Raw genomic sequence first — 24,774 nt, forward strand, 5'->3', positions numbered from 1 at the left:
GCTACTTCCCAGACCTCGATATCGGCCGCAGCGCAGGCCGTGCTCTGCGTTTGGCACCTGTTACGCGTTCGGCGAGCGCCGCCACCGTCGGCGCTTCGAATACCGCCCGGATGGACAGTTCGGCTCCCAGGTCCGCCCGTATCCGGTTGATCAGCTTGGTGGCGAGCAGGGAGTGTCCGCCCAGTGCGAAGAAACTGTCGTCGATGCCGACCTCGGGCAGTTCCAACACCGCTGCGAAGATCTCGCACAGCGACCGCTCCCGCGGGTTCCGCGGCCGCCGGCCGGTGGCCGACGCCGCGAAGTCGGGAGCCGGCAGCGCCCGCCGGTCCAGCTTGCCGTTGGGCGTCAGCGGCAGAGCCGGCAGCACCACGAACCCGGCGGGCACCATGTGCGCCGGGAGCCTGGCGGCTCCCAGGGCGCGCAGCTCGGCGACGTCCACGGCCGTGTCCCCGGCCGGCACCGCATAGGCCACCAGCCGCTTCTCCCCCGGTGTGTCCTCCCGCACCACCACCGCCACCTGGCCCACGGCCGGATGCGCGGCGAGGACGCTCTCGATCTCGCCCGGCTCGATCCGGAACCCGCGGATCTTGACCTGGTCGTCACCGCGCCCGAGGTACGCCAGCTGCCCGTCACCGCCCCACCGCACCAGGTCGCCGGTGCGGTACATCCGCTCACCCGGCGCCCCGAACGGGCAGGCCACGAACCGTTCGGCGGTCAGCCGCGGCGCACCCAGATAGCCGCGGGCCAGCTGCGCACCGGCCAGGTACAGCTCTCCGGGCACGCCGGATGGCACCGGCCGCAGCCGCGCGTCGAGCACGTACGCCCGGATGTTCCAGATCGGCGTGCCCAGCGGAGCGGTGGCCGGCCAGTCGTCGACCCTCTCCGGCAGCGTGTACGCGGTCACCAGATGGGTTTCGGACGGCCCGTAGTGGTTGTGCAGTCGCCGCGTTGCCGTACCGCACAGGTCCCGCAGCGCCGGGCCGAGAACCAGCGCCTCGCCGCCCTGGGCGAGATCGGTCAGCGCGGGCAGGCCGATGCCCTGCGCGGCGGCCTCCTCCGCCACCGCGCCGACGACCAGGTTCGGCGCGAAGAGTTCGGAGATCTTCTGCTCGTCCAGCCAGCGGGCGAACGCCGCGGCGTCCCGACGGATGTCGTCGTCCGGAATGACCAGGGTGTTGCCGTGCAGCAGCGCCGAAAGGGTCTCCTGCGCCGCGACGTCGAAGCCCACCGCGGTGAACTGCGCGGTGCGCCGGCCGAAGCCGCGCGACAGGGTCTCGGCGTGCCATGCCAGCAGGTTGGTCAGCGCGCCGACGGGCATCACCACGCCCTTGGGCACCCCCGTCGACCCCGACGTGTAGATGACGTACACGGGGTGCGAGGGCAGCAGCGGCGTGCGCCGGTCGGTGTCGCGCGGATCGTGGTCCGGCTGTGCGGCGAGCACGTCGGCCGCGTCGGACCCGTCCAGGACCAGCCGCCCTGCCCCCGCCGGCAGCCGCCCGGCGACCGCGTCGTGGGTGAGCACATACGCCGGCCGGGCGCTCTCCAGCATGTGGGAGATCCGGTCGTCCGGGTGCTCCGGGTCCACCGGCAGGTACGCCGCGCCGGCCTTGAGGACGGCGAGGATGGCCGCCACCAGGTCCGTGGAGCGCGGCAGCGCCAGCGCCACCACGTCCTCGGGTCCGACGCCCTGCCCCAGCAGGTGGTGCGCCAGCCGGTTGGCACGGGAGTTGAGTTCGGCGTACGACACCACCGTCCCCGCGTACTCCACGGCCGGTGCCCGCGGAGTGCGGGCCACCTGCTCCTGGAACAGCTCCGGCAGCGTCGTCGGCGGCAACTCGCGCGCAGTGTCGTTCACCCCGGTCAGCAGGTGCGTGCACTCGGCGGGCGAGAGGATCTCCAGCTCGCCGAGAGGCCGGGCGGCGTCCTCGACCACTGCCCGCAGCAGCCGCTCCAGCCGCTCGACCAGCGCCTCCGCGCTCGACCGGTCGAAGAGGTCGGTCGCGAACTCCAGCGCGCCCACCAGACCCGCGGCGGCGCCGTCCTCGGTGTGCCGCTCCCCGATGTGGAAGGTCAGGTCGAACTTGGCGGCGAAGGCACGGAACGGACCGTCGGTCACCTCCAGTCCGCGCATCGCGAACTCGCCCTCGGTGGTGTTCGCCAGCACCAGCATCACCTGGAACAACGGATGGTGGGCCAGGGAACGGGTGGGGTTGACGAGCTCCACGAGCCGTTCGAAGGGCACGTCCTGGTGGGCGTAGGCCGCCAGGTCCGTCTCCCGTACCCGGCCGAGGAGTTCGGCGAAGGTCGGGTCGCCGGAGGTGTCGGTACGCAGCACGAGGGTGTTGACGAAGAAGCCGACGAGATCGTCGAGGGAGCTGTCGGCGCGGCCGGCGGTCGGCGAGCCGATCGGGATGTCGGTGCCCGCGCCGAGCCGGGTCAGCAGGGTGGCGAGCGCGGCCTGCAGCGCCATGAACACACTCACCTGGTGCTCCCGGGCCAGCCGGGTCAGCCCCGAGTGCAACTCCGCGTCCCAGAAGAAGTCGACGTCCTCCCCGTGGTAGCCGGCCACCGCGGGCCGCGGGCGGTCGGTGGGCAGCTCCAGCCGGTCCGGAGCGCCCGCCAACTGCCGCTTCCAGTACGCCATTTGACGCCCGAACAGGCTGTCCGGGTCGCTTTCGTCGCCGAGCACATCGCGCTGCCACAGGGTGTAGTCGATGTACTGCACCGGCAGCGGCTCCCACCGTGGTGCGGCGCCATCACAGCGCGCCGCGTACGCCACCGAGAGGTCCAGCGTGAGCGGATCCATCGACCAGCCGTCGCTGACGATATGGTGCGCCAGCAGCACCAGGACGTGCTCCTCGGGCGCGGTGCGCAGCAGCCGGGCCCGCACCGGCAGCTCCCGCGTCAGATCGAAGGCGTATCGCGTGGTCTCGGCGACCTGCGCCGCCACCTCGTCGGGTGCCACCTCGGCCACCTCGACGACGGGCCGCGCGGCCGCACCCTCCAGTACCAGCTGGTACGGCGTGCCGTCCGCCTCCGGGAAGACGGTGCGCAGGCTCTCGTGGCGCTGCGCCACGTCCGCCAGCGCCGCGCGCAACGCCTCGACGTCCAGCGCACCCGACAGCGTCAGCACCATCGGCACGTTGTAGGTGGGGCTCGGGCCCTCCAGCTGGTGCAGGAACCACAGGCGGCGCTGGGCGAAGGACAGCGGGACCCGCTCGGTGCGCGGCCGCGGGGCCAGGGTCGCACGGGCCTCGCCCGCGCCGCTCAGCCGGGCCGCGATCCCGGCGACGGTGGGCGCCTCGAACAGGTCGCGGACGGCCAGTTCGGCGCCGAACGCGTCGCGGATACGGCTCAGCAGCCGCACCGCCGACAGCGAATGCCCGCCCAGGTCGAAGAAGTTGTCGTCGGTCTCCAGCGTGGTCAGCCCCAGCGTCCGGGCGAACAGACCGCACAGGATCTCCTCCTGCGGCGTGCGGGCCCGGCGCCGGGCCGGGGTCCGCGCCGCCCCGTCCTCGGCGGCGACCGGCGCCGCCGAGGCCATCGGCCGCAGCCGGCCGTCGGCCGTCCAGCGGACGACCACGCCGGTCGGGAACATCCGCGCCGGCGCCGCGGCGAACGGATCGGGTTCGCCGTCCCCCGGTGCCTGCCCGTACCACGTCACCCCGGACAGGTCGGCGGACTCGGGGACGGTGACGACGAGCCGGCCCGGCATTCCGGCCGGCACCGGCCGGCCCTCCGCGTCCAGGACGTACACGCCCGCCCCCGCCGGCAGCGTCTCGCCACCGGGCAGCTCCCGCACCCCGAACGCCTGGCTGCCGAGCAGTTCGGCGCGCTCGTCCTCGGGCAGCAGGCCCAGTTCGCCGACCGACCGGGCGGCATCCGCCACCGCGTCCCGCAGCAGCCGTTCCAGGCCCAGCGCAAGCGCCTCGGCCGTCTCCCGGTCGAAGAGGTCGGTCGCGAAGTCCAGCAGGCCCCGCATCCCGGCGGGCCGGCCGTCGGCGGTGGCCGTCTCCTCCAGCGTGAACTCCAGGTCGAACTTGGAGGTCTGCGACCCGATCAGCTCCAGCTCGCCGTCGAGTCCGGTGAAGGCCACCTCGGCGGGCGACGCCTCGAAGCTCAGCATCACCTGGAAGAGCGGGTGGTAGGCCAGCGAGCGGGTGGGGTTGGTGAGCTCCACGAGCCGTTCGAAGGGGAGGTCCTGATGGGCGTAGGCCGCCAGGTCCGTCTCCCGTACCCGGTCGAGGAGTTCGGCGAAGGTCGGGGCGCCGGAGGTGTCGGTACGCAGCACGAGCGTGTTGACGAAAAAGCCGACGAGGTCGTCGAGCGCTTCGTCGGTGCGCCCGGCGATCGGCGAGCCGATGGGGATGTCGGTGCCCGCGCCGAGCCGGGTCAGCAGGGAGGCGAGCCCGGCCTGGACGACCATGAACACACTCGCCCGGTGCTCCCGCGCCAGACGGGCGATACCGGCGTGCAGTTCCGCGTCCCAGGCGAGCGGGATGCTGTCCCCCTGGTAGCCGGCCTCGGCCGGGCGAGGCCGGTCGGTGGGCAGTTCCAGCACGTCGGGCAGGCCCGCCAGCTGCTTCCGCCAGTATCCGGCCTGGGCGGCGAGCGGGCTGTGCGGATCGCTCTCGTCGCCGAGGATCTGCCGCTGCCACAGCGAGTAGTCGGCGTACTGCACCGGCAGCGGCGTCCACGCCAGCTCTTCGCCCGCGCACCGCGCGGCGTAGGCCGCCGACAGATCGCGCACCAGCGGCCCCATCGACCATCCGTCACTGGCGATGTGATGCGCCAGCAGCAGCAGGACGTGCTCGTCCGGCGCCGTCTCGAACAGCCAGCCGCGCAGCGGCAGTTCCGCCGTCAGGTCGAAGACGTACCCGGCGGCCTGCCCGACCGCCTCGGCCAGCTCCCCGGCGCCGACCCGGACCACCTCCACCGGCGGCCGGGCCGCGGCGCCGTCCAGGACCAGCTGATAGGGCGTGCCGTCCACCTCCGGGAAGACGGTCCGCAGCGACTCGTGCCGGACCGCCAGATCGGCCACCGCCGCCCGCAGCGCCGCGATGTCCAGCGCCCCGCTCAGCCGCAGCCGCATCGGCACGTTGTAGGTCGCGCTGGGCCCCTCCAGCTTGTGCAGGAACCACAGCCCGTGCTGGGCGAACGACAGCGGCACCCGCTCGGGCCGCGCCATCGGCACCAGTGCCGTCACCCGTGCCCCGGCCCGGTCCGCCAGCCGGGCGGCGAGTTGCGTCACCGTCGGCGCCTCGAACAGGTCCCGCACGGACAACTCCACATCGAACGTGGCCCGAACCCGACTGATCAGACGCATCGCCAACAGCGAATGCCCACCGAGGTCGAAGAAGTTGTCATCGATCCCGGCACGCTCGACACCCAACACCCCGGCGAAAATCCCGCACAGGATCTCCTCACGCGCCGTACGCGGCTCCCGACCACCCACAGCCGCGCTGAACTCCGGAGCAGGCAACGCAGCAGCATCGACCTTGCCGTTGGGCGTCAGCGGCAACGCCGCGAGCACGACGAACGCCGACGGAATCATGTACTCCGGAAGCGACTCAGCCAACCCGGCCCGCAACCCAGCCACGTCCGCGTCCATGCCCGCACTCAGCACGACATGGGCGACGATCCGCCGATCACCGGGCTGATGCTCGCGAACGGTCACCACAGCCTGAGCAACGGCCGGCTGAGCCGCCAACGCATTCTCGATCTCGCCCAGCTCGATACGGAAACCCCGCACCTTGACCTGCGTATCGGCGCGCCCCACGAACTCCAACTGCCCATCAGCACGCCGAACAGCGAGGTCACCGGTGCGATACATCCGCGCACCAGGCTCCCCGAACGGGTTGGCGACAAAGCGGGTTGCGGTGACATCGGGTCGTCCCAAATAGCCGCGGGCCAACCGGGCTCCGGCGATGTACAGTTCGCCGGCCACACCCACCGGCGCCAATCGCAGTCGCTTGTCGAGGATGTATGCCTGGGTGTTCCAGCCCGGCCGGCCGATCGGCGGCGCCTCACTCCCCCGGAGCCGGTCGCTCGCCGTTACCCACACTGTCGCTTCGGTAGGGCCGTATCCGTTGTGGACAGCGTGGTCGGCCGACCACCGGCCGGTGACCGCGCCGGTGACCGCCTCACCGAGAGTGAGCAGCGTGCGCAGTGCGGGCAGCGGCCGCACCGGCATACTCGCCAGCGCCGCCGGCGTCGTTGCCGCATGGGTGATCCGCAGCTCCGCCAGCACCTCGGCCAACGCCTCCCCCGCCAACGGACCGGCAGGCGGAACCACCAGACAGCCACCGGAACCGAACGCCAACCACACCTCCAGCAAGGACACATCGAAGCTGGGCGAGGTCAGTTGCAGCACCCGACTGTCAGGCGTCGGCCGCCAGCGGTCAGCCATATCCGCGACGAAGGAAGCCATACCGGTGTGCGGGACGACGACGCCCTTGGGACGGCCCGTAGAACCCGACGTGTAGATGACATAGGCAGGGTGGTCCGGCCGAAGAGGGGAACGGCGGTCGGCGTCCGACGGGTCGTGTGCCGGGCCCTGAACCAGGCCGTCCCACATCATCACGGGCGGTCCGGAATCCGGCAGGCGCCCGGACGAAGCCCCGTCGGCCAGCACCAGCACCGGACCGGCATCCTGCAACATGTAAGCGATGCGCTCGGCAGGGTAGCCCTGGTCGACAGGCAGGTAGGCGGCGCCGGTCTTCCAGGTGGCGACGATCGCGACGACCATGGCCAAGGAGCGTGGTAGCGCGAGCGCCACGACGCGCTCGGGGCCCGCGCCCCGACGGATGAGTTCATGCGCGAGGCGGTTGGCGCGGGTGTTCAGTTCCGCGTAGGTCAGGGCCGTTTCGCCCTGCTCAAGGGCCGGCGCATCCGGCGTCCGCGCCACCTGCGCCTGGAACAGATCCGGCAGCGTCGCCGGGGCAATCGCACGGGCAGTGTCGTTCCAGCCGGTGAGCAGCTGGTCGCGCTCGGCGGGAGAGAGGATGTCGAGGTCGCCGATGGGCCGGGCGGCGTCCGTGACGACGGCGTGCAGCAGCCGCTCCAGGCGGCCGGCCAGGGCCTCGACCGTCGCCCGGTCGAAGAGGTCCGTCGCGAACTCCACCACCCCGCGCATCCCGGCCGGTTGCCCTTGCGCGCCGCGCTCCTCGGTCACTTCGAAGGACAGGTCGAACTTGGCGGACGTGACGGTCGTCGGGCACCTGCGCACGGTCACACCGGGCAGGTCGGGCGCGGTGTCCTCGTTCTGGAACGCCAGCATCACCTGGAAGAGGGGGTGGTAGGCCAGCGAGCGGGTGGGGTTGGCGAGCTCCACGAGCCGTTCGAAGGGGAGGTCCTGGTGGGCGTAGGCCGCCAGGTCCGTCTCCCGTACGCGGTCCAGGAGTTCGGCGAAGGTCGGGGCGCCGGAGGTGTCGGTACGCAACACGAGCGTGTTGACGAAAAAGCCGACGAGGTCGTCGAGCGCTTCGTCGGTGCGCCCGGCAATCGGCGAGCCGATGGGGATGTCGGTGCCCGCGCCGAGCCTGGTCAGCAGGGAGGCGAGCGCGGCCTGGACGACCATGAACACACTCGCCCGGTGCTCCCGCGCCAGACGGGCGATACCGGCGTGCAGTTCCGCGTCCCAGGACAGCTCGACCACGTCACCCCGGTGTCCGGCGACGGTGGGCCGCGGCCGGTCGGTGGGCAGCTCCAGGCGGTCCGGAAGCCCCGCCAAGGTCTTCTTCCAGTAGGCGATCTGGCCGGACAGGGCGCTGTGCGGATCGTCCTCGTCGCCGAGGATCTGCCGCTGCCACAGCGTGTAGTCGGCGTACTGCACCGGCAACGGCGTCCACGCCGGCTCCTCGCCCCGGTGCCGGGCCGTGTACGCCGTCGACAGATCACCGATCAGCGGGTCCGTCGACCAGCCGTCGCCAGCGATGTGATGCGCCAGCAACAGCAGCACCCACTCGTCGGGTGCCGTCTGGAACAGCCAGGCCCGAAGCGGGATTTCGGCCGCCAGATCGAACCGGTACCCGGCGGCCTCGGCAAGTGCCTCCGGCAGGCTCCCGGTGTCCGTCCGCACGACCTCGACAACGGGCCGGGCGGCCGCACCGTCCAGCACCCGCTGGTACGGAGTGCCGTCCTCCCGGGGGAAGACGGTCCGCAGGCTCTCATGGCGCGCCACGAGGTCGGTCAGTGCGGCCCGCAGCGCGCCGACGTCCAGGGCACCGGTCAGCCGCAGGGCCACCGGGAGGTTGTAGGCCGCCCCGGTATCGCCCAGCTGGTCCAGGAACCACATCCGGGCCTGTGCGAACGACAGCGGCACCCGTGCGGGCCGTGCCACCGGCGCCAGCGCCGCCCGCGCACCGGCCGCGCCCGCCAGCTGGCCTGCGAGCTGGGCGACCGTCGGCGCCTCGAACAGGCCCCGGATGCCCAGTTCGACGTCGAACGTGGCCCTGATGCGGCTGGTGAGCCGTGTCGCGAGCAGGGAGTGACCGCCCAGCTCGAAGAAACTGTCGTCGATACCGATCTGCTCCACGCCCAGGATCTCGGCGAAGAGCCCGCAAAGGATCTCCTCGCGGTCGTCGCGGGGCCGGCGCCCGGCGGCCACGGGCGCGGCGTCCGGTGCCGGGAGCGCCCGGCGGTCGACCTTTCCGTTCGGATTGAGCGGGAAGGAGTCCAGCTGTACGAAGGCGGACGGCACCATGTACGGGGGCAGCGCCCGGGCCGCCCGGTCACGCAGGCCGGTCACGTCCAGCCGCTCGCCGTCGCGTACCGGCACCACATAGGCGGTGATCCGCTGGTCTCCGGGGCGGTCCTCACGCACGATGACGACGGTCTGGGCCACACCGGGATCCCCGCCGAGCACGGACTCGATCTCACCCAGCTCGATGCGGTAGCCGCGTACCTTGACCTGGAAGTCGGTCCGGCCGAGGTACGCCAACTGCCCGTCCGGCCGCCATTTCACCAGGTCCCCGGTGCGGTACATCCGCTCGCCGGGCGCACCGTACGGGTGGGCGACGAACCGCCCCGCGGTCAGGTCCGGGCGGCCGAGGTAACCGCGCGCCATGCCCCGCCCGGCGATGTACAGCTCCCCCGGTACGCCCACCGGGACCGGCCGCAGCGCGTCGTCCAGGACGTGCATCCGCATATTGCCGATCGGCCGTCCGATGGGGGCCGCGCCCTCGCCGGTGACGTCGGCGAGGGTCGACCAGACCGTGGTCTCGGTCGGGCCGTAGAGGTTGGTGACGCTCGTGGCCAGCTCCGTCATCCGCCGGGACAGGGCGGGCGGTACCGCCTCCGCGCCGACGAGGATCCGCAGCCCGTGCAGCGCCTCGGGGAACTGGGCCACCAGCCCCTGCCACAGGGAGGGGGTGGCCTGCATGAACGTCGCACCGGAGGAGGCCAGCAGCGCGGCCAGACGCGGGGTGTCGCGCACCTCCTCGGAGGTGGCGAGCCGGACGGACGCCCCGCAGAGCAGCGGAAGGTAGAGGTCGAGTCCTGCGATGTCGAACGCCACCGTGGCGACGGCGAGGAAGCGGTCCGAGGGCCGGGGCGTGAACTTCTTCTGCATCGCGGCAAGGAAGTTGACCAGGTTCGCGCCGGTGATCACCACGCCCTTGGGGCGGCCGGTGGAGCCGGAGGTGAACAGGGCGTACACAGGTGTTGCCGGGGACCAGTCGGCCGGCCGCTCGTCCGCGCCGAGGTCGCCGGCCGGCAGCTCCGCGAGAGCGGCGCCGGTGTCCGCGTCGTCGATCGCGAGGAACGGGGCGTCGGTCTGCGGCAGTTGGGACGCGAGAGCCTCGGTGGTGAGCACGCACACGGGTGCGGCGTCGGCGAAGACGGAACCGATCCGGTCGGCGGGGTGCTCCGGGTCGACGGGCAGGTAGGCGGCGCCGGTCTTGACCACTGCCAGCAGGGCGGCGGGCAGGTCGACGGTGCGGGGGAGGGCGACCGCGACGTAGCGCTCGGGGGCGGCGCCGTGCCGGATCAGCAGACGCGCCAACGCGTTGGCGCGGGCGTTGAGTTCGGCATAGCTGAGCAGCTCGTCCCCGCAGCGCACCGCGTCCGCTTCGGGCGTCAGGGCCACCTGCGCCTCGAACTGCTCCCGGAGGCTCGCCGTGGGCGCCTCGCAGGCGGTCGCGTTCCACTCGGCCGGCACCGGCCGGGGCGCCGCCGTGCCGGCGTCGGGCAGCCCCTCGCCCGGAAGATCCAGACCATGCATCGATGCTTCCGACATGCCGCCGACTCCTTGTGCCGTCCGTATCGAGGCCATGGGTGTTCACGGAAATTGGGAATGGGCCCCGCGATTTTTCGCCGTTTCTTCGCCGGCAAACACGCGAAAGGAACCCGTGACGTCAGGGGTACGACGTCATGAGTTCCAGTTCACCAGCTGATCGAAAAGGTAGGAGGCTCAGCTTTCGTCTTGTTATCGCGGCCGCTTCGCATCCATGGGCCCACCTGCCAGGGTCCGCTCCCCCGCCGCACCCCGGGCCCGCCGCCCGCGGCCACGGGCGGAATTGCCGCCGGCGTCGATAGTCCAGCGATAAAGGCATTTCCTAGCCTCTTCCCTGCCGGGTGGGATGTGCCGGTGCCCTCGCGCCCCGCAGTCCGCCGGCGGCGCAGCAGGCCCCCACCGCACCCACAGCCGAGAGGACCCGACCTCCCATGACCGTGCTCGACGAGATCATCGACGGTGTACGCGAAGACCTCGACACACGACAACGTCGGGTCACCGAAGCCGAGTTGCGCGACCGGGCGGCAGCGGCGCCCGCACCGCTGGACGCCGTGACGGCGCTGGGCTCCACCGGCGTGCAGATCATCGCCGAGGTCAAGCGGGCCAGTCCGTCCAAGGGACCGCTGGCGGCCGTCACCGACCCGGCCGGCCTGGCCCGCGACTACGTGACGGGCGGCGCCGCGGCCGTCAGCGTGCTCACCGAACGGCGGCGCTTCCACGGCTCGCTCGCCGACCTCGACGCGGTCCGTGCCGCGGTCCGCGTCCCCGTCCTGCGCAAGGACTTCATCGTGACGCCCTACCAGCTGTGGGAGGCCCGGGCACACGGCGCCGACCTGGTGCTGCTGATCGTGGCCGCGCTGCCGTCCGGGCTGCTCGGTGAACTGCTCGGACAGGCCCGGGAGTTGGGCATGACGACGCTGGTGGAGGTGCACGACGAGACCGAGACCGATCGGGCGCTCTCCGTCGGCGCCGAGGTGATCGGCGTCAACGCCCGTGATCTGAAGACCCTTCAGGTCGACCGCGACACCTTCGCCCGGCTCGCGCCCGGCATCCCGCGGGGCGTGCTGCGCGTCGCGGAATCCGGCATCCGTGGCCCCGAGGACGTCGCCGCGGTGGCCGCCTGCGGCGCGGATGCCGTGCTGGTGGGAGAGGCCCTGGTCACCGCGGACGGGCCGCACGCCGCGCTGGCCGCCCTGCGGGCAGCGGTCGGGCACTGACCACTGCGCGCGGCGGCCGGACCGGGGTGGGGCGGGGCGGCGCACCGCGGGATCACGGGCGTGCACCGAGGGCGTCCGCCGTCCGCGCCGTCGCGGCTCACCGGGAGGCGGCCAGCTTCGTGGAGACGGCGGCCCAGCGCTCCAGCGCCTCCGCCGCCGCCCCCGAGTCGATCGCCCGGGCGCCCCGCTCCATCCCGGCCCCGATCCGCTCCGCCACCGGGCCCTCCGAGGTCTCCAGCGCCGCGAACCCCGCGGCCGACGACAGCAGCACGGCATCGCGCACCGGACCCCGCGCACCCGCAAGGAGCGCCCGCGCCACCGCCGCGTTGTGCGCCGCGTCACCGCCGCGCAACGCCCCGGCCGGTGCATGGTCGATGCCGACGTCGCGCGGGTCGAACGCCTCCTCGCGCACCCGCCCCTCGCGCACCGACCAGACCGTGGAGGTCGTGGTGACCGTCAGCTCGTCCATCCCGTCATCGCCGCGGAACACCAGCCCGCGCGCCCCGCGCCGGGCCAGCACCCCGGCCAGCAGCGGCGCCAGCCGGGCATCGGCCACCCCGACCGCCTGCGCCGTCGGCCGGGCCGGATTGGTCAGCGGGCCCAGCGCGTTGAAGACCGTCGGAATGCCCAACTCCCGCCGGGTCGCGGCGGCATGGCGGACCGACGGGTGGAACAGCGGCGCGAAGCAGAAGGTGATGCCGGCCTCTGTGGCCACCCTGGCGACCTCCTCGACCGGCAGGTCCAGGGCCACCCCGAGCTGTTCGAGGACATCGGCGGAGCCGGCGGCGGACGACGCGGAGCGGTTGCCGTGTTTGACCACGCGGACGCCGGCCCCGGCCGCGACGATCGCCGACATCGTGGAGATGTTGACGCTGTGCGAACGGTCACCACCGGTGCCGACGATGTCCAGCGTCGGCCCGGGGACCTCCAGCGGGACGGCGTGCGCGTACATCGCCCGCACCAGCCCCTCGACCTCGCCGACCGTCTCGCCCTTCGCCCGCAGCGCCACCAGCAGCCCGGCCAGGTGCGCGGATGCCGCCCGGCCGAGCATCACCTCGTTCATCGCCCACGCGGTGTCCTCGGCCGTCAGATGCTCGCCCGCCAGCAACGCCGTCAGCAGCATCGGCCAGGTCCGCTCTCGGCCATCGCCTGTGGTCACCGCTTGTCCCCTCTCCTGCGCACCCGGCCATTTTGTGCCGCACCGTCACACCGCGCCCAGACCAATTGCCATGAGTGATTCCAGTCCACTTGGGGGAGCCGAAGAAATGGCCTGGCACGCCTTGATCGATGTGTCCCGGGAATCCGAAGAACCGCTCACCGCCCAGATCGAGGGCACGTTGAGAGAGGAGATTTCCACCGGTGTACTGCGTCCCGGTACCCCGCTGCCGTCCAGCAGGCAACTCGCCGCGGACCTCGCCGTCTCCCGCAGCGTCGTCGTCGAGGCGTACGGCCGGCTCATCGCCGAGGGCTATCTGGAGGCCGTCCGGGGCTCCGGAACACGCGTCGCCGCGCATCTGACGCCCACGCCCGCCCTGCCGACCCTCCTCGACGACGGTCCGGTGCCCCCGGCCCGCTGGGATCTGCGCACCGGCACCGCGCATCTCGCCGGCTTCCCGCACCGTGAATGGCTCGCCTCCTACCAGCACGCCGTCCGGTCCGCCGCCCCCGGCACCATGGACTACCCTCCGCTGTCCGGGGCGGCCGCGCTGCGGGAGGAACTGGCGCGCTACCTCGGCAGGGCGCGCGGGGTGCTCACCACCCCGGGGCAGGTCATGGCCGTCTCCGGCTTTGCGCAGGCGCTCGGCCTGCTGTGCGCCGTGCTGGCCGAGCAGGGCATCGACCGGCTCGCCATGGAGGACCCCTGCCACCACCGGCAGCGGCAGTTCGTCCGGGAGGTGGGGCTGCGGCCGGTGGCCGTCCCCGTCGACGCCGAAGGCTTGGACGTCGAGGCGCTGGCCAGGACGGGCGCACGGGCCGTGCTGGTCACCCCCGCCCACCAGTTCCCCACCGGCGCCACCCTCTCCGCGGCCCGCCGGGAGGCGCTGATCCGCTGGGCCCGCGACCAGGACGCCTGGATCATCGAGGACGACTACGACGGCGACCTGTGGCTGGAGCACGGCACCCGCCCGCCGGCGCTGCAACGCCTCGCCCCCGAACGCGTCGTCTACGGCGGCACGGCCAGCAAATCCCTCGCGCCCGGCCTTCGCTTCGGCTGGCTCGCGCTGCCTGCCCGGCTGCTGGCACCCGTGGAACGGATGCGGTCCCATCGCGACCTGGGCTCGGACGTGCTCACCCAGCTCGCCTTCGCGGCGTTCCTGGGCGCGGGCCACTTCGACCGCCATCTGCGCCGCCAGCGCGCCCGCTACCGCGTCCGCCGCGAAAGCCTGGAGCAGTCCGTACGCCGCTTCCTGCCCGGTGTGCGCACCCTCGGCTCGGCCGTCGGGCTGCACGCCTATCTGCGGCTGCCGCGCCGGACGGACGAGGCCGCGCTCGTCGAGCGGGCGCTGCGCCGCTCGGTGCTGGTGCGCGGCGGCCGGCGCTACCACGCCCGGCCCGAACAGGCCGCCCCGGCCCTGGTGGTGGGCTACACCGCGGTGCCCCGTACCGGCATCGCGGAGGCCCTCCAGGAACTGGGGACGGCCTATGCGGAGCTGTTCGCAGCCGGCCGGGCCGATGGCTGCGCCTGACGTGCCGCGCCGGAACCGGCCGCGGTGATCCGCCGGTCAGCGCACCCCGGCGGCCAGGAAGTTCTCGAAGAGCTGTGGTCCGCCGTCGGTCATGATGCTTTCCGGGTGGAACTGCACGCCCTCCACCGGCAGGCTGCGGTGCCGCAGGCCCATCACATAGCCGTCGTCCTCGGCCGTCGCGGTCTCCTCCAGCGCATCGGGCAGCGGCCGGGACACGATCAGCGAGTGATAGCGGGTCGCCACCAGGCTGTTGCCCAGCCCGCGGAAGACCCCCGCGCCGTCGTGCCGCACCGGGCTGGTCCGCCCGTGCATCAGATGGCCGGCCACCTCCACCCGGCCGCCGAACGCCAACGCGATCGCCTGGTGCCCCAGACACACCCCCAGCAGCGGAACCTCACCGGCGAACCGGTGGACCAGCTCCACATGCCCGGACGCCGCGGGATGCCCGGGACCCGGCCCCAGCACCACCATGTCCGGGCGCCCCGCCGCCAGTTCGTCCGGGGTACGGGTACCCGAGCGCACCACCTCCGTCGTCATCCCCAGCGTCCGCAGATACTGGTCGATGATGTGCACGAAGCTGTCGTAGGCGTCCACGATCAGTACCTTCATGACAGTTCCTCACCGGTCAGCGCCCAGTGGGCGGCGCCCATCTTCGCCAAGGTCTCGTCCCACTCCGCCTCGGGCACCGACTCCGCGACGATCCCCGCCGAGCTCTGTGTGGAGTACGTCCGCCCGTCGTGCACGATCGTGCGGATGCACAACGCGAGCGAACTCCATCCGCCCACGTCGATCAGCCCGACCGCGCCCGCGTAGATCCCGCGCGGCTGCTGCTCGATCCCGTCGATGATCTCCATCGCGCGCAGCTTCGGCGCGCCGGTCATGGTGCCCGCGGGGAAGGTCGCGCACAGCGAACGCCACACGTCCGCGTCCGGCTCCAGCCGCCCGGCGACCGTCGAGACCATGTGGAAGACGTGCGAATACGCCTCCACCGTCATCAGTTCGTCCGCCACCAGGGAACCCGGCCGGCAGACCCGGCCGATGTCGTTGCGGCACAGATCGACCAGCATCACGTGCTCGGCCTGCTCCTTGGTGCTGGCCAGCATCTCCTTGACCCGCCGCGCGTTCTCCTCGTCCGTCGCCGCCTGCCGCGTGGTGCCGGCGATCGGCCGCATCACGATCGTGTCGCCCACGGTACGGAAGAACAGTTCGGGGCTGGCCCCGATGAGGGTGTCACCGGCGCGCGGCGCCAGGTACATGTACGGCGACGGATTGCGCGAACGCAGGCGCCGGTAGACCTCCACGGGGGTGAGCGCGGTGTCGACATCGATCCGGTGACCGATCTGGATCTGGTAGATCTCCCCGACCCGGATGTGCTCAAGACACTGCCGCGCCCAGTCCAGGAAGGTGTCCCGGGCCACGCTGTCGCGCACCGAACGGGGCGCCGGCGCCGCGGGGCACACCCCGGAGCCGTCCGCCGGCTCCCGCGCCGCCGCCGCTGCCAGCGCGGCGACGTCGGGGGCCGCCGCATACGGGTACGGGTAAGGGAAGGCGTCCGAGCGCGCCGTGCGGTGCCGCGGCCGCGCCCCGTCCCTGTCGTACCAGACCGTGTCGCGGATCAGCGTGAACGTCATGTCCGGGCCGCCACGGGAGACCTCCCGGTCCGGCAGCACGTCCATGTGCCAGGCCGCCTCGTACGCCAGCGCCGTCAGAAAGCCGAACGCGTAGGCGTCGCCGGGTACCTCACCGCTGACCTCGAACCGCCGCTGGACCCGCCGCATCAGGTCCCAGACCTGCCCGGGGCGCGTGAACCGGCGGCGTGCCACCGCCCCGTCCCCGTCCGCCCCGTCCGGCGTCATCCCCACGGCTCCGGCCGCCGCCAGGATCGCCTCGCGTAACGGTGCCGCGCCCGCACACTCGACATGGCCGGCGAACACCCGTATCTCCGCGAGCCGGCCGTAGCCGACCACCGCCGTGCCACGGTCCGCCGCCGGCCCGGCCGGGCTCTCGAAGAGGAAGACCTCCTGCTGCCCGAGTTCCCCGGCCAGAGCGGTGTACAGGGACAGCGGAGCGTGCGGCTCCAGCTCCGTCTCCGTGATCCGCACCCGCACCCGCGGGCCGGGGTCCGCGCCCGCGCCCACCGGTCCGCGGGCCTCGGCGCGTGTCGTCGTTGTCATGGTCTCCGTCCTCGACATCCGGTTCCGCGCCCCGGCCATACCGGTTGCCGGGACGATGCCGACAACCCAAACACCCGGCCGTGCAGGGCGACCAGACCAATTGGCGAGGGCCGGTGCAGTCCACTCCGCGGATTCTTGACCGCCTTCGGCGGGCGGGGTTGGAATGCACCCCGCATCCCGAGCCCCGCCCGCCGCCACACCCGCAGCGGAGCTCCCTCCCGCGTACGGACCTCCCGCACCCGGACTTCCCACGTACGACCATCCCGCCCACGAAGGTTGCGATGCCTCCCTCTCCCCGCGCGCATTCCCCCGCCACCGCCGCCGATTCCGCCACCGCCGGGCATTCCGCCGCCGCCGACTCCTGGCGCCGACTGCCCGCCGCGCAGCAGCCCGCCTGGCCCGACCCCGCGGTGCTGCGTGAGGTCACCGGCGACCTCGCCCGGCTGCCCGCTCTCGTTCTCGCCGAGGAGTGCGACCGGCTGCGCGGCCGACTGGCCGCCGTCGCCCGCGGCGAGGCGTTCCTGCTGCACGGCGGCGACTGCGCGGAGACCTTCGCCGGCGCCACCGCCGACGCCGTCAACGCCAAGCTGCGGACCCTGCTCCAGATGGCAGTGGTCCTCACCCACGGCGCCGCCCTGCCCGTCGTCAAGGTCGGCCGGATCGCCGGCCAGTACGCCAAGCCCCGCTCCCGGCCGACCGAGACCCGCGGCGGCCGCACCCTGCCCGCCTACCGCGGCGACGCCGTCAACGGCCCCGGCTTCACGGCCGCCGAACGCACCCCCGACCCGCGGCGCCTGCGCCGCATGTACGACGCCTCCGCGGCCACCTTGAACCTCATCCGGGCCTTCACCACCGGCGGCCACACCAGCCTGACCCAGGCCCACGCCTGGAACCGCGGCTTCGTCACCGACTCACCCGCCGGCCGCCGCTACGTGGCACTCGCCGACGAGATCGAGCGGTCCCTGCGCTTCATGACGGCCTGCGGGGTCAGCGCCCACGAGCTGGACACCGCCGAGTTCTACGCCGGCCACGAGGGCCTGCTGCTCGACTACGAAGCGGCCCTGACCCGCACCGCGGGGCACGACGACCGCGTCTACGCCGGCAGCGGCCACCTGCTGTGGATCGGGGAGCGCACCCGCGCCCTGGACGGCGCGCACGTCGAGTACTTCTCCCGCATCCACAACCCCATCGCCGTCAAACTCGGCCCGGACGCCACCGCGGACGACGCACTCGGCTACGTCGACAAGCTCAACCCCCACCGGGTTCCGGGCCGGTTGACGTTCGTGGTCAGGATGGGCGCGGACGCCGTCCGCCACCGGCTGCCCGACCTCGTCGAGAAGGTCACCGCCGAGGACCCGGCCGTGGCCTGGGTCTGCGACCCCATGCACGGCAACACCTTCGTCACCCCCGGCGGCCACAAGACCCGCCGCTTCGACGACATCCTCAGTGAGACCCGGACCTTCTTCGCCGTCCACCGCGCGCTCGGCACTCACGCCGGCGGCCTGCACATCGAATTCACCGGCGACGACGTCACCGAATGCCTCGGCGGCGGTGACGCCCTCCTCGCCGACGACCTCCACCGCCGCTACGAAACGGCCTGCGACCCTCGGCTCAACCACCGTCAGTCCCTGGAACTCGCCTTCCGTGTCGCCGAGATGCTGCGCACCCGGTCCACTCCGCCGACCCCTTGAAGCGGCCGGCCGTCACCCCCTCCCGGCGCTGGCCGGGAGGGGGATTTCGCCGGCTCTAACGACGCTGATAGTCCAGCGATAAGGACTCCTCCTAGCGTCACTTCCACCAGGTGGGATCACTCGGTGATTTCGCGATCCGACAGATGTCCGGTGTGGGGTGCAGACTCGTGAGGGACAGCGCAGGCGGTCAGGCCGGCGGCAGCAGGGCGGAGGACGAGCTCCCCGTACTGCCTCCGGACCTCGCGGCCGGAATCGACCGGCTCGCCGAGGAATCGGCCGTCGACGGTCCGACGATACGGCTCGCGGTACAGGCCAAGGTGGCCGCCGCGGTCACCGGCTTCCATCAATGGCAGGTCGGGGAGGGCACCTGGCGCGACCTGATCGCCTGGGCCGCCACCGAGCAGGGCCGCGAGCAGGCCCGCGCCGCATGGCAGGCTGCCCGGGCCCAGGAATACGTCGGCGCCGAACGCCTCGCCGCGTACCTGGACCGCGCGCTGCGCCGGCTGACCGCGGCCCCGGACGCCGCGCACCACCTCGACAGCCTGCTCTCTCCGTCCGAACTCGCCCAGCAGCTCGACGAGTTCGCCGGCCCGGTCAGGGAGCTTCCCGGCCTGCGTTGCCACGAGCTCTTCGAGGAGCGGGTGCGCCGCCACCCCGACGCGATCGCCGCCGTCCAGGGGGACCGCAGCTGGACCTACGAGGAGCTCAACCGCCGCGCCAACATCCTCGCCAGGTCCCTGCACCGGCGCGGCCTGCGCGCCGAGGACGTCGTGGCCGTGGTCTGCGAACGCAACCTGGAGTGGCTCGCCGCCGTCCTCGCCGTCTTCAAGGCGGGCGGCTGCTACCTGCCGCTGGAGCCCCGGTTCCCGGCCGAGCGGATCGCCACCGTCCTGGCCCGGAGCAAGGCGCGCTGGGTGCTGGCCGAACGCGGCATCCCGCACCTGGAGGAAGCGCTCGCCGGACGCGAGGACATCCGCGCCGCCTTCATCGACGAGGTGGTGGCACAGGGCGGTCCGGACCACGACCTCGGACTGCCGGTCGCCGCCGACCAGCTCGCCTACATCTACTTCACCTCCGGCTCCACCGGCGAGCCCAAGGGCGCCATGTGCGAGCACAACGGCTTCCTCAACCACGTGCTGGCCAAGATCGAGGACCTGGGCATCGAGGAGGGACATGTCGTTGCGCAGACCGCTCCCCAGTGCTTCGACATCTCCCTGTGGCAGCTGGTGTCCGCACTGCTCGTCGGCGGCCGCACCCACATCGTCGAACAAGAGGCGGTCCTCGACGTCCGCCGTTTCATCGACACCCTCGCCGCCGGCAGCATTCAGGTGGCCCAGCTCGTCCCCTCCTACCTGGAGGTGGTGCTCTCCACCCTGGAGGAGGAGCCCCGTGCGCTGCCCCGGCTGCGCTGTGTCTCCGTCACCGGCGAGGCACTGAAGAAGGAGCTGGTCCAGCGCTGGTTCGCGGCCTTCCCCGATGTGCTGCTGGTCAACGCCTACGGCCTCACCGAGACCTCCGACGACACCAACCACGAGGTCATGGACCGGGTACCCGACGCCCGTTCGGTCCCGCTGGGCAAGGCCGTGCGCAATGTGCGGGTGTACGTGGTCGACGAGCGGCTGTCCCCGGTACCGCTCGGCGTACCCGGCGAGATCGTCTTCTCCGGCGTCTGCGTCGGCCGCGGCTACATCAACGACGAGGCCCGCACCAAGGCGGCCTTCGGCCAGGACCCGCACCGGCCCGGGGAGCGGCTGTACCGCTCCGGTGACTTCGGCCGCTGGCTGCCCGGCGGCACCCTGGAGTTCCTCGGCCGCCGCGACGCCCAGGTCAAGATCAACGGCTTCCGCATCGAGATCGGCGAGATCGAGAACCGGCTGCTCCAGATACCCGGCGTCCGCGACGGGGCGGTCGTCGTCACCGGAAGCCCCGAACGGCGCGCCCTCGTCGGCTACTTCACCGCCTCCGGACCGCTGCCCACCGAGGAGGTGCGCCGGGCGCTGGCCGCCGCGCTGCCCGACTACATGGTCCCCCAGCACCTCCACCATCGCGCCGAACTGCCCCTCACCGACAACGGCAAGACCGACCGCAAGGCGCTGGCCCGCATGGCGGAGGAGGCGGTGCAGCAGGCCGGCGCGGACGCCTCCGGCGCACCGGCGACCGCCACCGAACGCCGCGTCGCGGCACTCTGGTCCGAACTGCTCAACGTCCCGCCGGCACGCATCGGCCGCGACTCGCGCTTCGCCGAACTCGGCGGCACCTCCCTGACCGCGATCCGCCTCGCCGTCGCCCTGGACCGGGTGGTGACGGTCAAGGACCTCGCCGACACCCCGACCGTCGCCGAGGTCGCCGCCCTGGTCGACCGGAAGGCCGGCGCGGCGTCCGGTACCGAGGAGGCCGAGGAGACAGCCCCCTCGCCGGCCGCGGACCGTACCGCCGACGGCCCCCGGCCCGTCCGGTCCGACGGCGGCCTGGCGGTGCTGACGGTGTCCCCCGGCGCCGGCGCCACCTGGGCCGAGCGGCACCGGCCCGCCGTACACGCCGCCGTCGCCGAACACGGTGCCGTCCTGCTGCGCGGCCTCGGTGTCACCACACCGGCCGATGTGGCCGCCGTCGCCACGGCCCTCGGCGTCGAGGCGATGACCGAACGAGAGCGGTTCGCCCCCCGCGCGGACCACGGCGGCGGCGTGTACGGATCCTCGGAGTGGCCCGCCGACGAACCGATGTGCATGCACCACGAACTGAGCTACGCCACCGAGGTCCCCGGCCTGCTCCTCTTCGGCTGCCTCACCGCACCCGAGAGCGGCGGCCGGACCGGGGTGGCCGACTCCCAGGCGGTGCTGCGCGCGCTCCCCGCCGACCTGGTCGACCGCTTCACCCGCGACGGCTGGCTGCTCACCCGTATGTACCACGACATCGGCGTCTCCTGGGCGGAGGCGTTCGGCACCGAGGACCGTGCGCAGGTCGACGCGTACTGCGCCGCCTCCGGCCTGGAGCACACCTGGCTGCCGGACGGCCGGTTGCGCACCCGGCAGCGCCGCGCCGCGGTCGTCCACCACCCGCGGACCGGTACCGCGGTGTGGTTCAACCAGGCGGCGTTCCTCAACGAGCGGACGCTCGACCCGGTCGTTCGCGACTACCTCGTCGACGTGTACGGCCCGGAGGGCCTGCCGTTCAACACCGCCTACGGCGACGGCGCCCCCCTCGACACCGGGACCGTCGAGACGCTCAACGCGGCCTACCGCGACGCCACCGTGAGTGAACCCTGGCAGGACGGCGACGTCCTGCTGGTCGACAACCTCCGCATGGCCCACAGCCGCGACCCCTACCAGGGGGCTCGCGAGGTCGTGGTGGTCCTCGGCAACCCGGTCCGGGTCGACGGCCATGTCCTTTCCTGACCCCTCACACGTGGAGTCCTTGATGTCCCCTTCCGCCACGGCGCCCAGCTTCGCCGTGATCTCCGGCGGCCAAGTGCACCGCGCCCTCGAAGGCCGGCACCGCGAGGTCGTCGGGATCGTCGAATCCGCCTACCGCACCCACGGTGCCGGCGACACCGTCAACCCGCCCTCCTACTTCCTGCGCTTCCCCGACCGCCCCTCGTCCCGGATCATCGCGCTCCCGGCGTCGGTCGGCGGCGACACCCGGGTCGACGGGATCAAGTGGATCTCCAGCTTCCCCGAGAACGTCGCCGCGGGCATTCCACGCGCCTCCGCCGTTCTCATCCTCAACGATCACGACACCGGCTACCCGCTGGCATGCCTGGAAAGCTCCATCATCAGCGCCACCCGCACGGCCGCCTCGGCCGCGCTGGCCGCCGACCGGCTCAGCCGGGGACGCGAACGCCCCCGGCGGATCGGCTTCTTCGGCGTCGGCCTGATCGCCCGATACATCCACGACTACCTGGCGGCCACCGGCTGGACCTTCGACGAGGCCGGGATCCACGACCTGTCCGCCGAACACGCCGGCGGCTTCGCCGACTACCTCAAGGGCGCCACCGGCGACGGCACCACCGTCACCGTGCACGAGCGCGCCGAGGACCTGGTCCGCGGCAGTGACCTGCTGGTCTTCGCCACCACCGCGGGCGCCCCCCACGTCAGCGATCCCGCCTGGTTCGCCCACCACCCGCTCGTTCTGCACGTCTCGCTGCGCGATCTGTCCCCCGAGGTGGTCCTCTCGTCGGCCAACGTCGTGGACGACGTGGAGCACTGCCTGAAGGCCAACACCTCGCTGCACCTGGCCGAACAGCGGGTGGGCAACCGTGACTTCGTCGACGGCACCCTCGACGACGTCCTCACCGGCCGCCTCACCCCGGCCACCGACCGGCCGGTGATCTTCTCCCCGTTCGGGCTCGGCGTGCTCGACCTCGCGGTCGGCAAACACGTCTACGACACCGTCCGCGCTGCCGGGGAACTACCCATCGTCGAGGACTTCTTCCATGAGTTGCGCCGCTACGGCTGACGCACCCGCGCCCTTGGAACACACGCCCATGCGGGAGGTGCTGTGCCGGTAATTTCGGCTCCGCAGGAATTCAACGAGGACGATCTCTACGTGGACCTGCGGGCCTCCCTCGGTCTGCCCTTGTACCTCAAATGCGAGGGGTTCAATTTCTCCGGCTCCATCAAGCAGAAGGCCGCCCTCGAAATGATCGAGGCGGCCGAGAAGGAGGGCCGGCTCACCGACAGGTCCGTGATCGTGGAGTCGTCCTCCGGCAACCTCGGGGTCGCGCTCAGCACGATCGCGGCGAACAAGGGCTACCGCTTCGTGTGCGTCACCGACACCCGCTGCAACGCGGCCACCAGACAGCTGATGGAGGCGCTCGGTGCCGAGGTGCACACGGTCGGCGAACCCGATCCGGAAGGCGGCTTCCTCGCCACCCGGCTCGCCTACGTCCGCGCACTGTGCGACAGCGATGAGCACTACGTCTGGCTCAACCAGTACGTCAACGAGGACAACTGGCGGGCGCACCACCGGCTGACCGCCCCGCAGATCGCCGAGCGGTTCCCCGCACTCGACGTGCTCTTCGTCGGCGCCGGTACCACCGGAACGCTGATGGGCTGCGCCCGCTGGTACCGGGAACACCGCCCCGCCGTCCGCGTCGTCGCCGTCGACAGCGTCGGCTCGGTCACCTTCGGCGGGCCCGCCGCGGCCCGGATGATCCCGGGCCTGGGTGCCGGTGTGCGACCGCCGTTGCTCGACGAGTCCCTCGTGGACGATGTCGTGCAGGTCCCGGAGGCCGAGACCATCCGCGCCTGCCACCGCATGGTCGGCCAGGGGTTCCTGTTCGGCGGCTCCACCGGGACCGTCGTCGCGGGCGCCACCCGCTGGCTGACCGAACACGCCGCCGACCGCGGCGACATCACCGCCGTCGCCATCTCACCCGACCTGGGCGAGCGCTACCTCGACACGGTCTACCGGGCCGATTGGGTGCGTCATGTCTACGGCCCGACGGCGCTCGACATGGGTGAGGCCGCGCTCGCCGGGCCGGCCTGACCCGCCCCGTCCGCACCACGCACCACGCACCACCGAGAACACCGGAGAGACACACCATGACCAACCCGTTCGAGAACCCCGAGGGCCGCTACCTGGTCCTGATCAACGACGAGAACCAGTACTCCCTGTGGCCCGCGTTCGCCGAGGTGCCGGCCGGCTGGAGGGTCGGCCAGCAGGAGGCGAGCCACGAGGAGAGCCTCGCCTACATCGAGGAGCACTGGACCGACATGCGTCCGCGCAGCGTCGCCGAGGCGATGGGCTGATCAGGATGACGGTGACAGCAAAGACCGGCGTGCGACCGCAGACGGTGACGGTCGACGCCGAGGACGCGCAGCTGACCGAACGCATCGCCGGGCGCCTCGTCGAGCCGGCCGGTGCCCTGATCGACAGCCCGGACTGGCTGGCGCGGGCCCGGCGGGCCTGGCCCGAACTCCCGGCCGGCCTGACCCGCGGCCTGCGCGAGTTCCGCAGGGACTCCGGCCGCACGGGCACGCTGCTGGTCCGGGGGCTTCCCCTGGGCCAGGTGCCGCCCACCCCGGTCGAGCCCGGCTCCGTCCAGCGCGACGCCACCGTCGCCGCGGCGGTCCTGGCCATGATCGCCTCCGGGCTGGGCGACCCCGTCGCCTACCGCCCGGAGAAGACCGGCGCGATCGTCCAGAACGTCGTGCCCGTACCCGGACAGGAGGACTACCAGAGCAACGCGGGCTCCGTGCTGCTGACCTTCCACACCGAGAACGCCTTCCACCCCCACCGTCCCGACTTCGTGATGCTGCTGTGCCTGCGGGCCGATCACGAGCGGGTGGCGGGGCTGCGCACCGCGTGCATCCGCGAGGTGCTGCCGCTGATCAGTGAGGAATCCCGGCAGGCCCTGTTCTCCCGGGAGTTCGTCACCGCACCGCCGCCCTCGTTCGGCCTGGACGGCGCCGGTACCGCACCGCACGCGGTGCTCACGGGAGCCCCCGACGACCCGGACATCTGCGTCGACCTGGCGGCCACCGAACCGCAGACACAGCGTGCCAAGGTGGCGATGCACGAGTTGCAGGAGCTCTTCGACCGCACCGCGCTGAACGCGTCGCTGGGCCCGGGCGAACTGGCCATCGTGGACAACCGCGTGACCGTCCACGGCCGGACCGCCTTCCGGCCGCGCTACGACGGCCAGGACCGCTGGTTGCAGCGCACCTTCGCCGTCACCGACCTGCGCCGCTCCCGCGGTATGCGGGACACCGACGGCTACGTGCTCGACTAGCGTCCGGCACACTGCGAAGCGGTGGGCGCGGCCGTCCG

Annotated in this window: 12 protein-coding genes; 8 read left to right on the plus strand and 4 right to left on the minus strand. The window is 72.5% G+C overall.

Features of this window, described 5'->3' with window-relative positions; translation table 11 throughout:
• Position 1 precedes the first annotated feature (1 nt).
• Positions 2-10,237: an amino acid adenylation domain-containing protein gene (locus ACFVT2_RS24045; protein WP_390021234.1), complete on the minus strand. Its 10,236-nt coding sequence runs from the start codon at positions 10,235-10,237 to the stop codon at positions 2-4.
• Positions 10,238-10,665: 428 nt separating this feature from the next.
• Here ACFVT2_RS24045 and trpC point away from each other — a divergent pair, with 428 nt between their 5' ends.
• Positions 10,666-11,451, plus strand: coding sequence for an indole-3-glycerol phosphate synthase TrpC (gene trpC / locus ACFVT2_RS24050; RefSeq protein ID WP_390021236.1), 786 nt, complete (start codon positions 10,666-10,668; stop codon positions 11,449-11,451).
• A gap of 97 nt (positions 11,452-11,548) precedes the next feature.
• Here the strand turns inward: trpC and trpD are convergent, their stop codons facing one another.
• Positions 11,549-12,574 carry an anthranilate phosphoribosyltransferase gene (trpD, locus tag ACFVT2_RS24055; protein ID WP_390021286.1) on the minus strand — a complete coding sequence of 342 codons (1,026 nt, stop codon included), beginning with the start codon at positions 12,572-12,574 and terminating at the stop codon, positions 11,549-11,551.
• 142 nt (positions 12,575-12,716) lie between these two features.
• Here trpD and ACFVT2_RS24060 point away from each other — a divergent pair, with 142 nt between their 5' ends.
• Complete coding sequence (locus tag ACFVT2_RS24060; protein ID WP_390021237.1) at positions 12,717-14,138, plus strand: PLP-dependent aminotransferase family protein; 1,422 nt, start codon at positions 12,717-12,719, stop codon at positions 14,136-14,138.
• A gap of 36 nt (positions 14,139-14,174) precedes the next feature.
• Here the strand turns inward: ACFVT2_RS24060 and ACFVT2_RS24065 are convergent, their stop codons facing one another.
• On the minus strand, positions 14,175-14,747 hold the full coding sequence (locus ACFVT2_RS24065) for an anthranilate synthase component II (protein ID WP_390021239.1): 573 nt from the start codon (positions 14,745-14,747) through the stop codon (positions 14,175-14,177).
• A complete protein-coding gene (locus ACFVT2_RS24070; RefSeq protein ID WP_390021240.1) occupies positions 14,744-16,312 on the minus strand; it encodes an anthranilate synthase component I family protein in 1,569 nt (522 codons plus the stop codon). The genes ACFVT2_RS24065 and ACFVT2_RS24070 overlap by 4 nt, the downstream gene beginning before the upstream one ends.
• A gap of 281 nt (positions 16,313-16,593) precedes the next feature.
• Here ACFVT2_RS24070 and ACFVT2_RS24075 point away from each other — a divergent pair, with 281 nt between their 5' ends.
• From ACFVT2_RS24075 to ACFVT2_RS24100, 6 genes are all read left to right on the plus strand, one after another.
• Complete coding sequence (locus ACFVT2_RS24075; RefSeq protein ID WP_390021242.1) at positions 16,594-18,003, plus strand: class II 3-deoxy-7-phosphoheptulonate synthase; 1,410 nt, start codon at positions 16,594-16,596, stop codon at positions 18,001-18,003.
• A gap of 167 nt (positions 18,004-18,170) precedes the next feature.
• The gene (locus ACFVT2_RS24080) at positions 18,171-21,398 is read left to right on the plus strand and encodes an amino acid adenylation domain-containing protein (protein WP_390021244.1); all 3,228 of its coding nucleotides are present in this window, start codon (positions 18,171-18,173) and stop codon (positions 21,396-21,398) included.
• A gap of 22 nt (positions 21,399-21,420) precedes the next feature.
• Positions 21,421-22,458 carry a 2,3-diaminopropionate biosynthesis protein SbnB gene (sbnB, locus tag ACFVT2_RS24085; RefSeq protein WP_390021245.1) on the plus strand — a complete coding sequence of 346 codons (1,038 nt, stop codon included), beginning with the start codon at positions 21,421-21,423 and terminating at the stop codon, positions 22,456-22,458.
• A gap of 42 nt (positions 22,459-22,500) precedes the next feature.
• Positions 22,501-23,490, plus strand: a complete 990-nt coding sequence (gene sbnA, locus ACFVT2_RS24090) for a 2,3-diaminopropionate biosynthesis protein SbnA (RefSeq protein WP_390021247.1) — start codon at positions 22,501-22,503, stop codon at positions 23,488-23,490.
• Positions 23,491-23,546: 56 nt separating this feature from the next.
• Positions 23,547-23,753, plus strand: coding sequence for an MbtH family protein (locus ACFVT2_RS24095; RefSeq protein ID WP_390021249.1), 207 nt, complete (start codon positions 23,547-23,549; stop codon positions 23,751-23,753).
• 5 nt (positions 23,754-23,758) lie between these two features.
• A complete protein-coding gene (locus tag ACFVT2_RS24100; protein ID WP_390021251.1) occupies positions 23,759-24,736 on the plus strand; it encodes a TauD/TfdA family dioxygenase in 978 nt (325 codons plus the stop codon).
• The last annotated feature ends 38 nt before the right edge of the window (positions 24,737-24,774 follow it).

It is taken from the genome of Streptomyces sp. NPDC058000, assembly GCF_042886435.1.
Classification (GTDB): Bacteria; Actinomycetota; Actinomycetes; order Streptomycetales; family Streptomycetaceae; genus Streptomyces.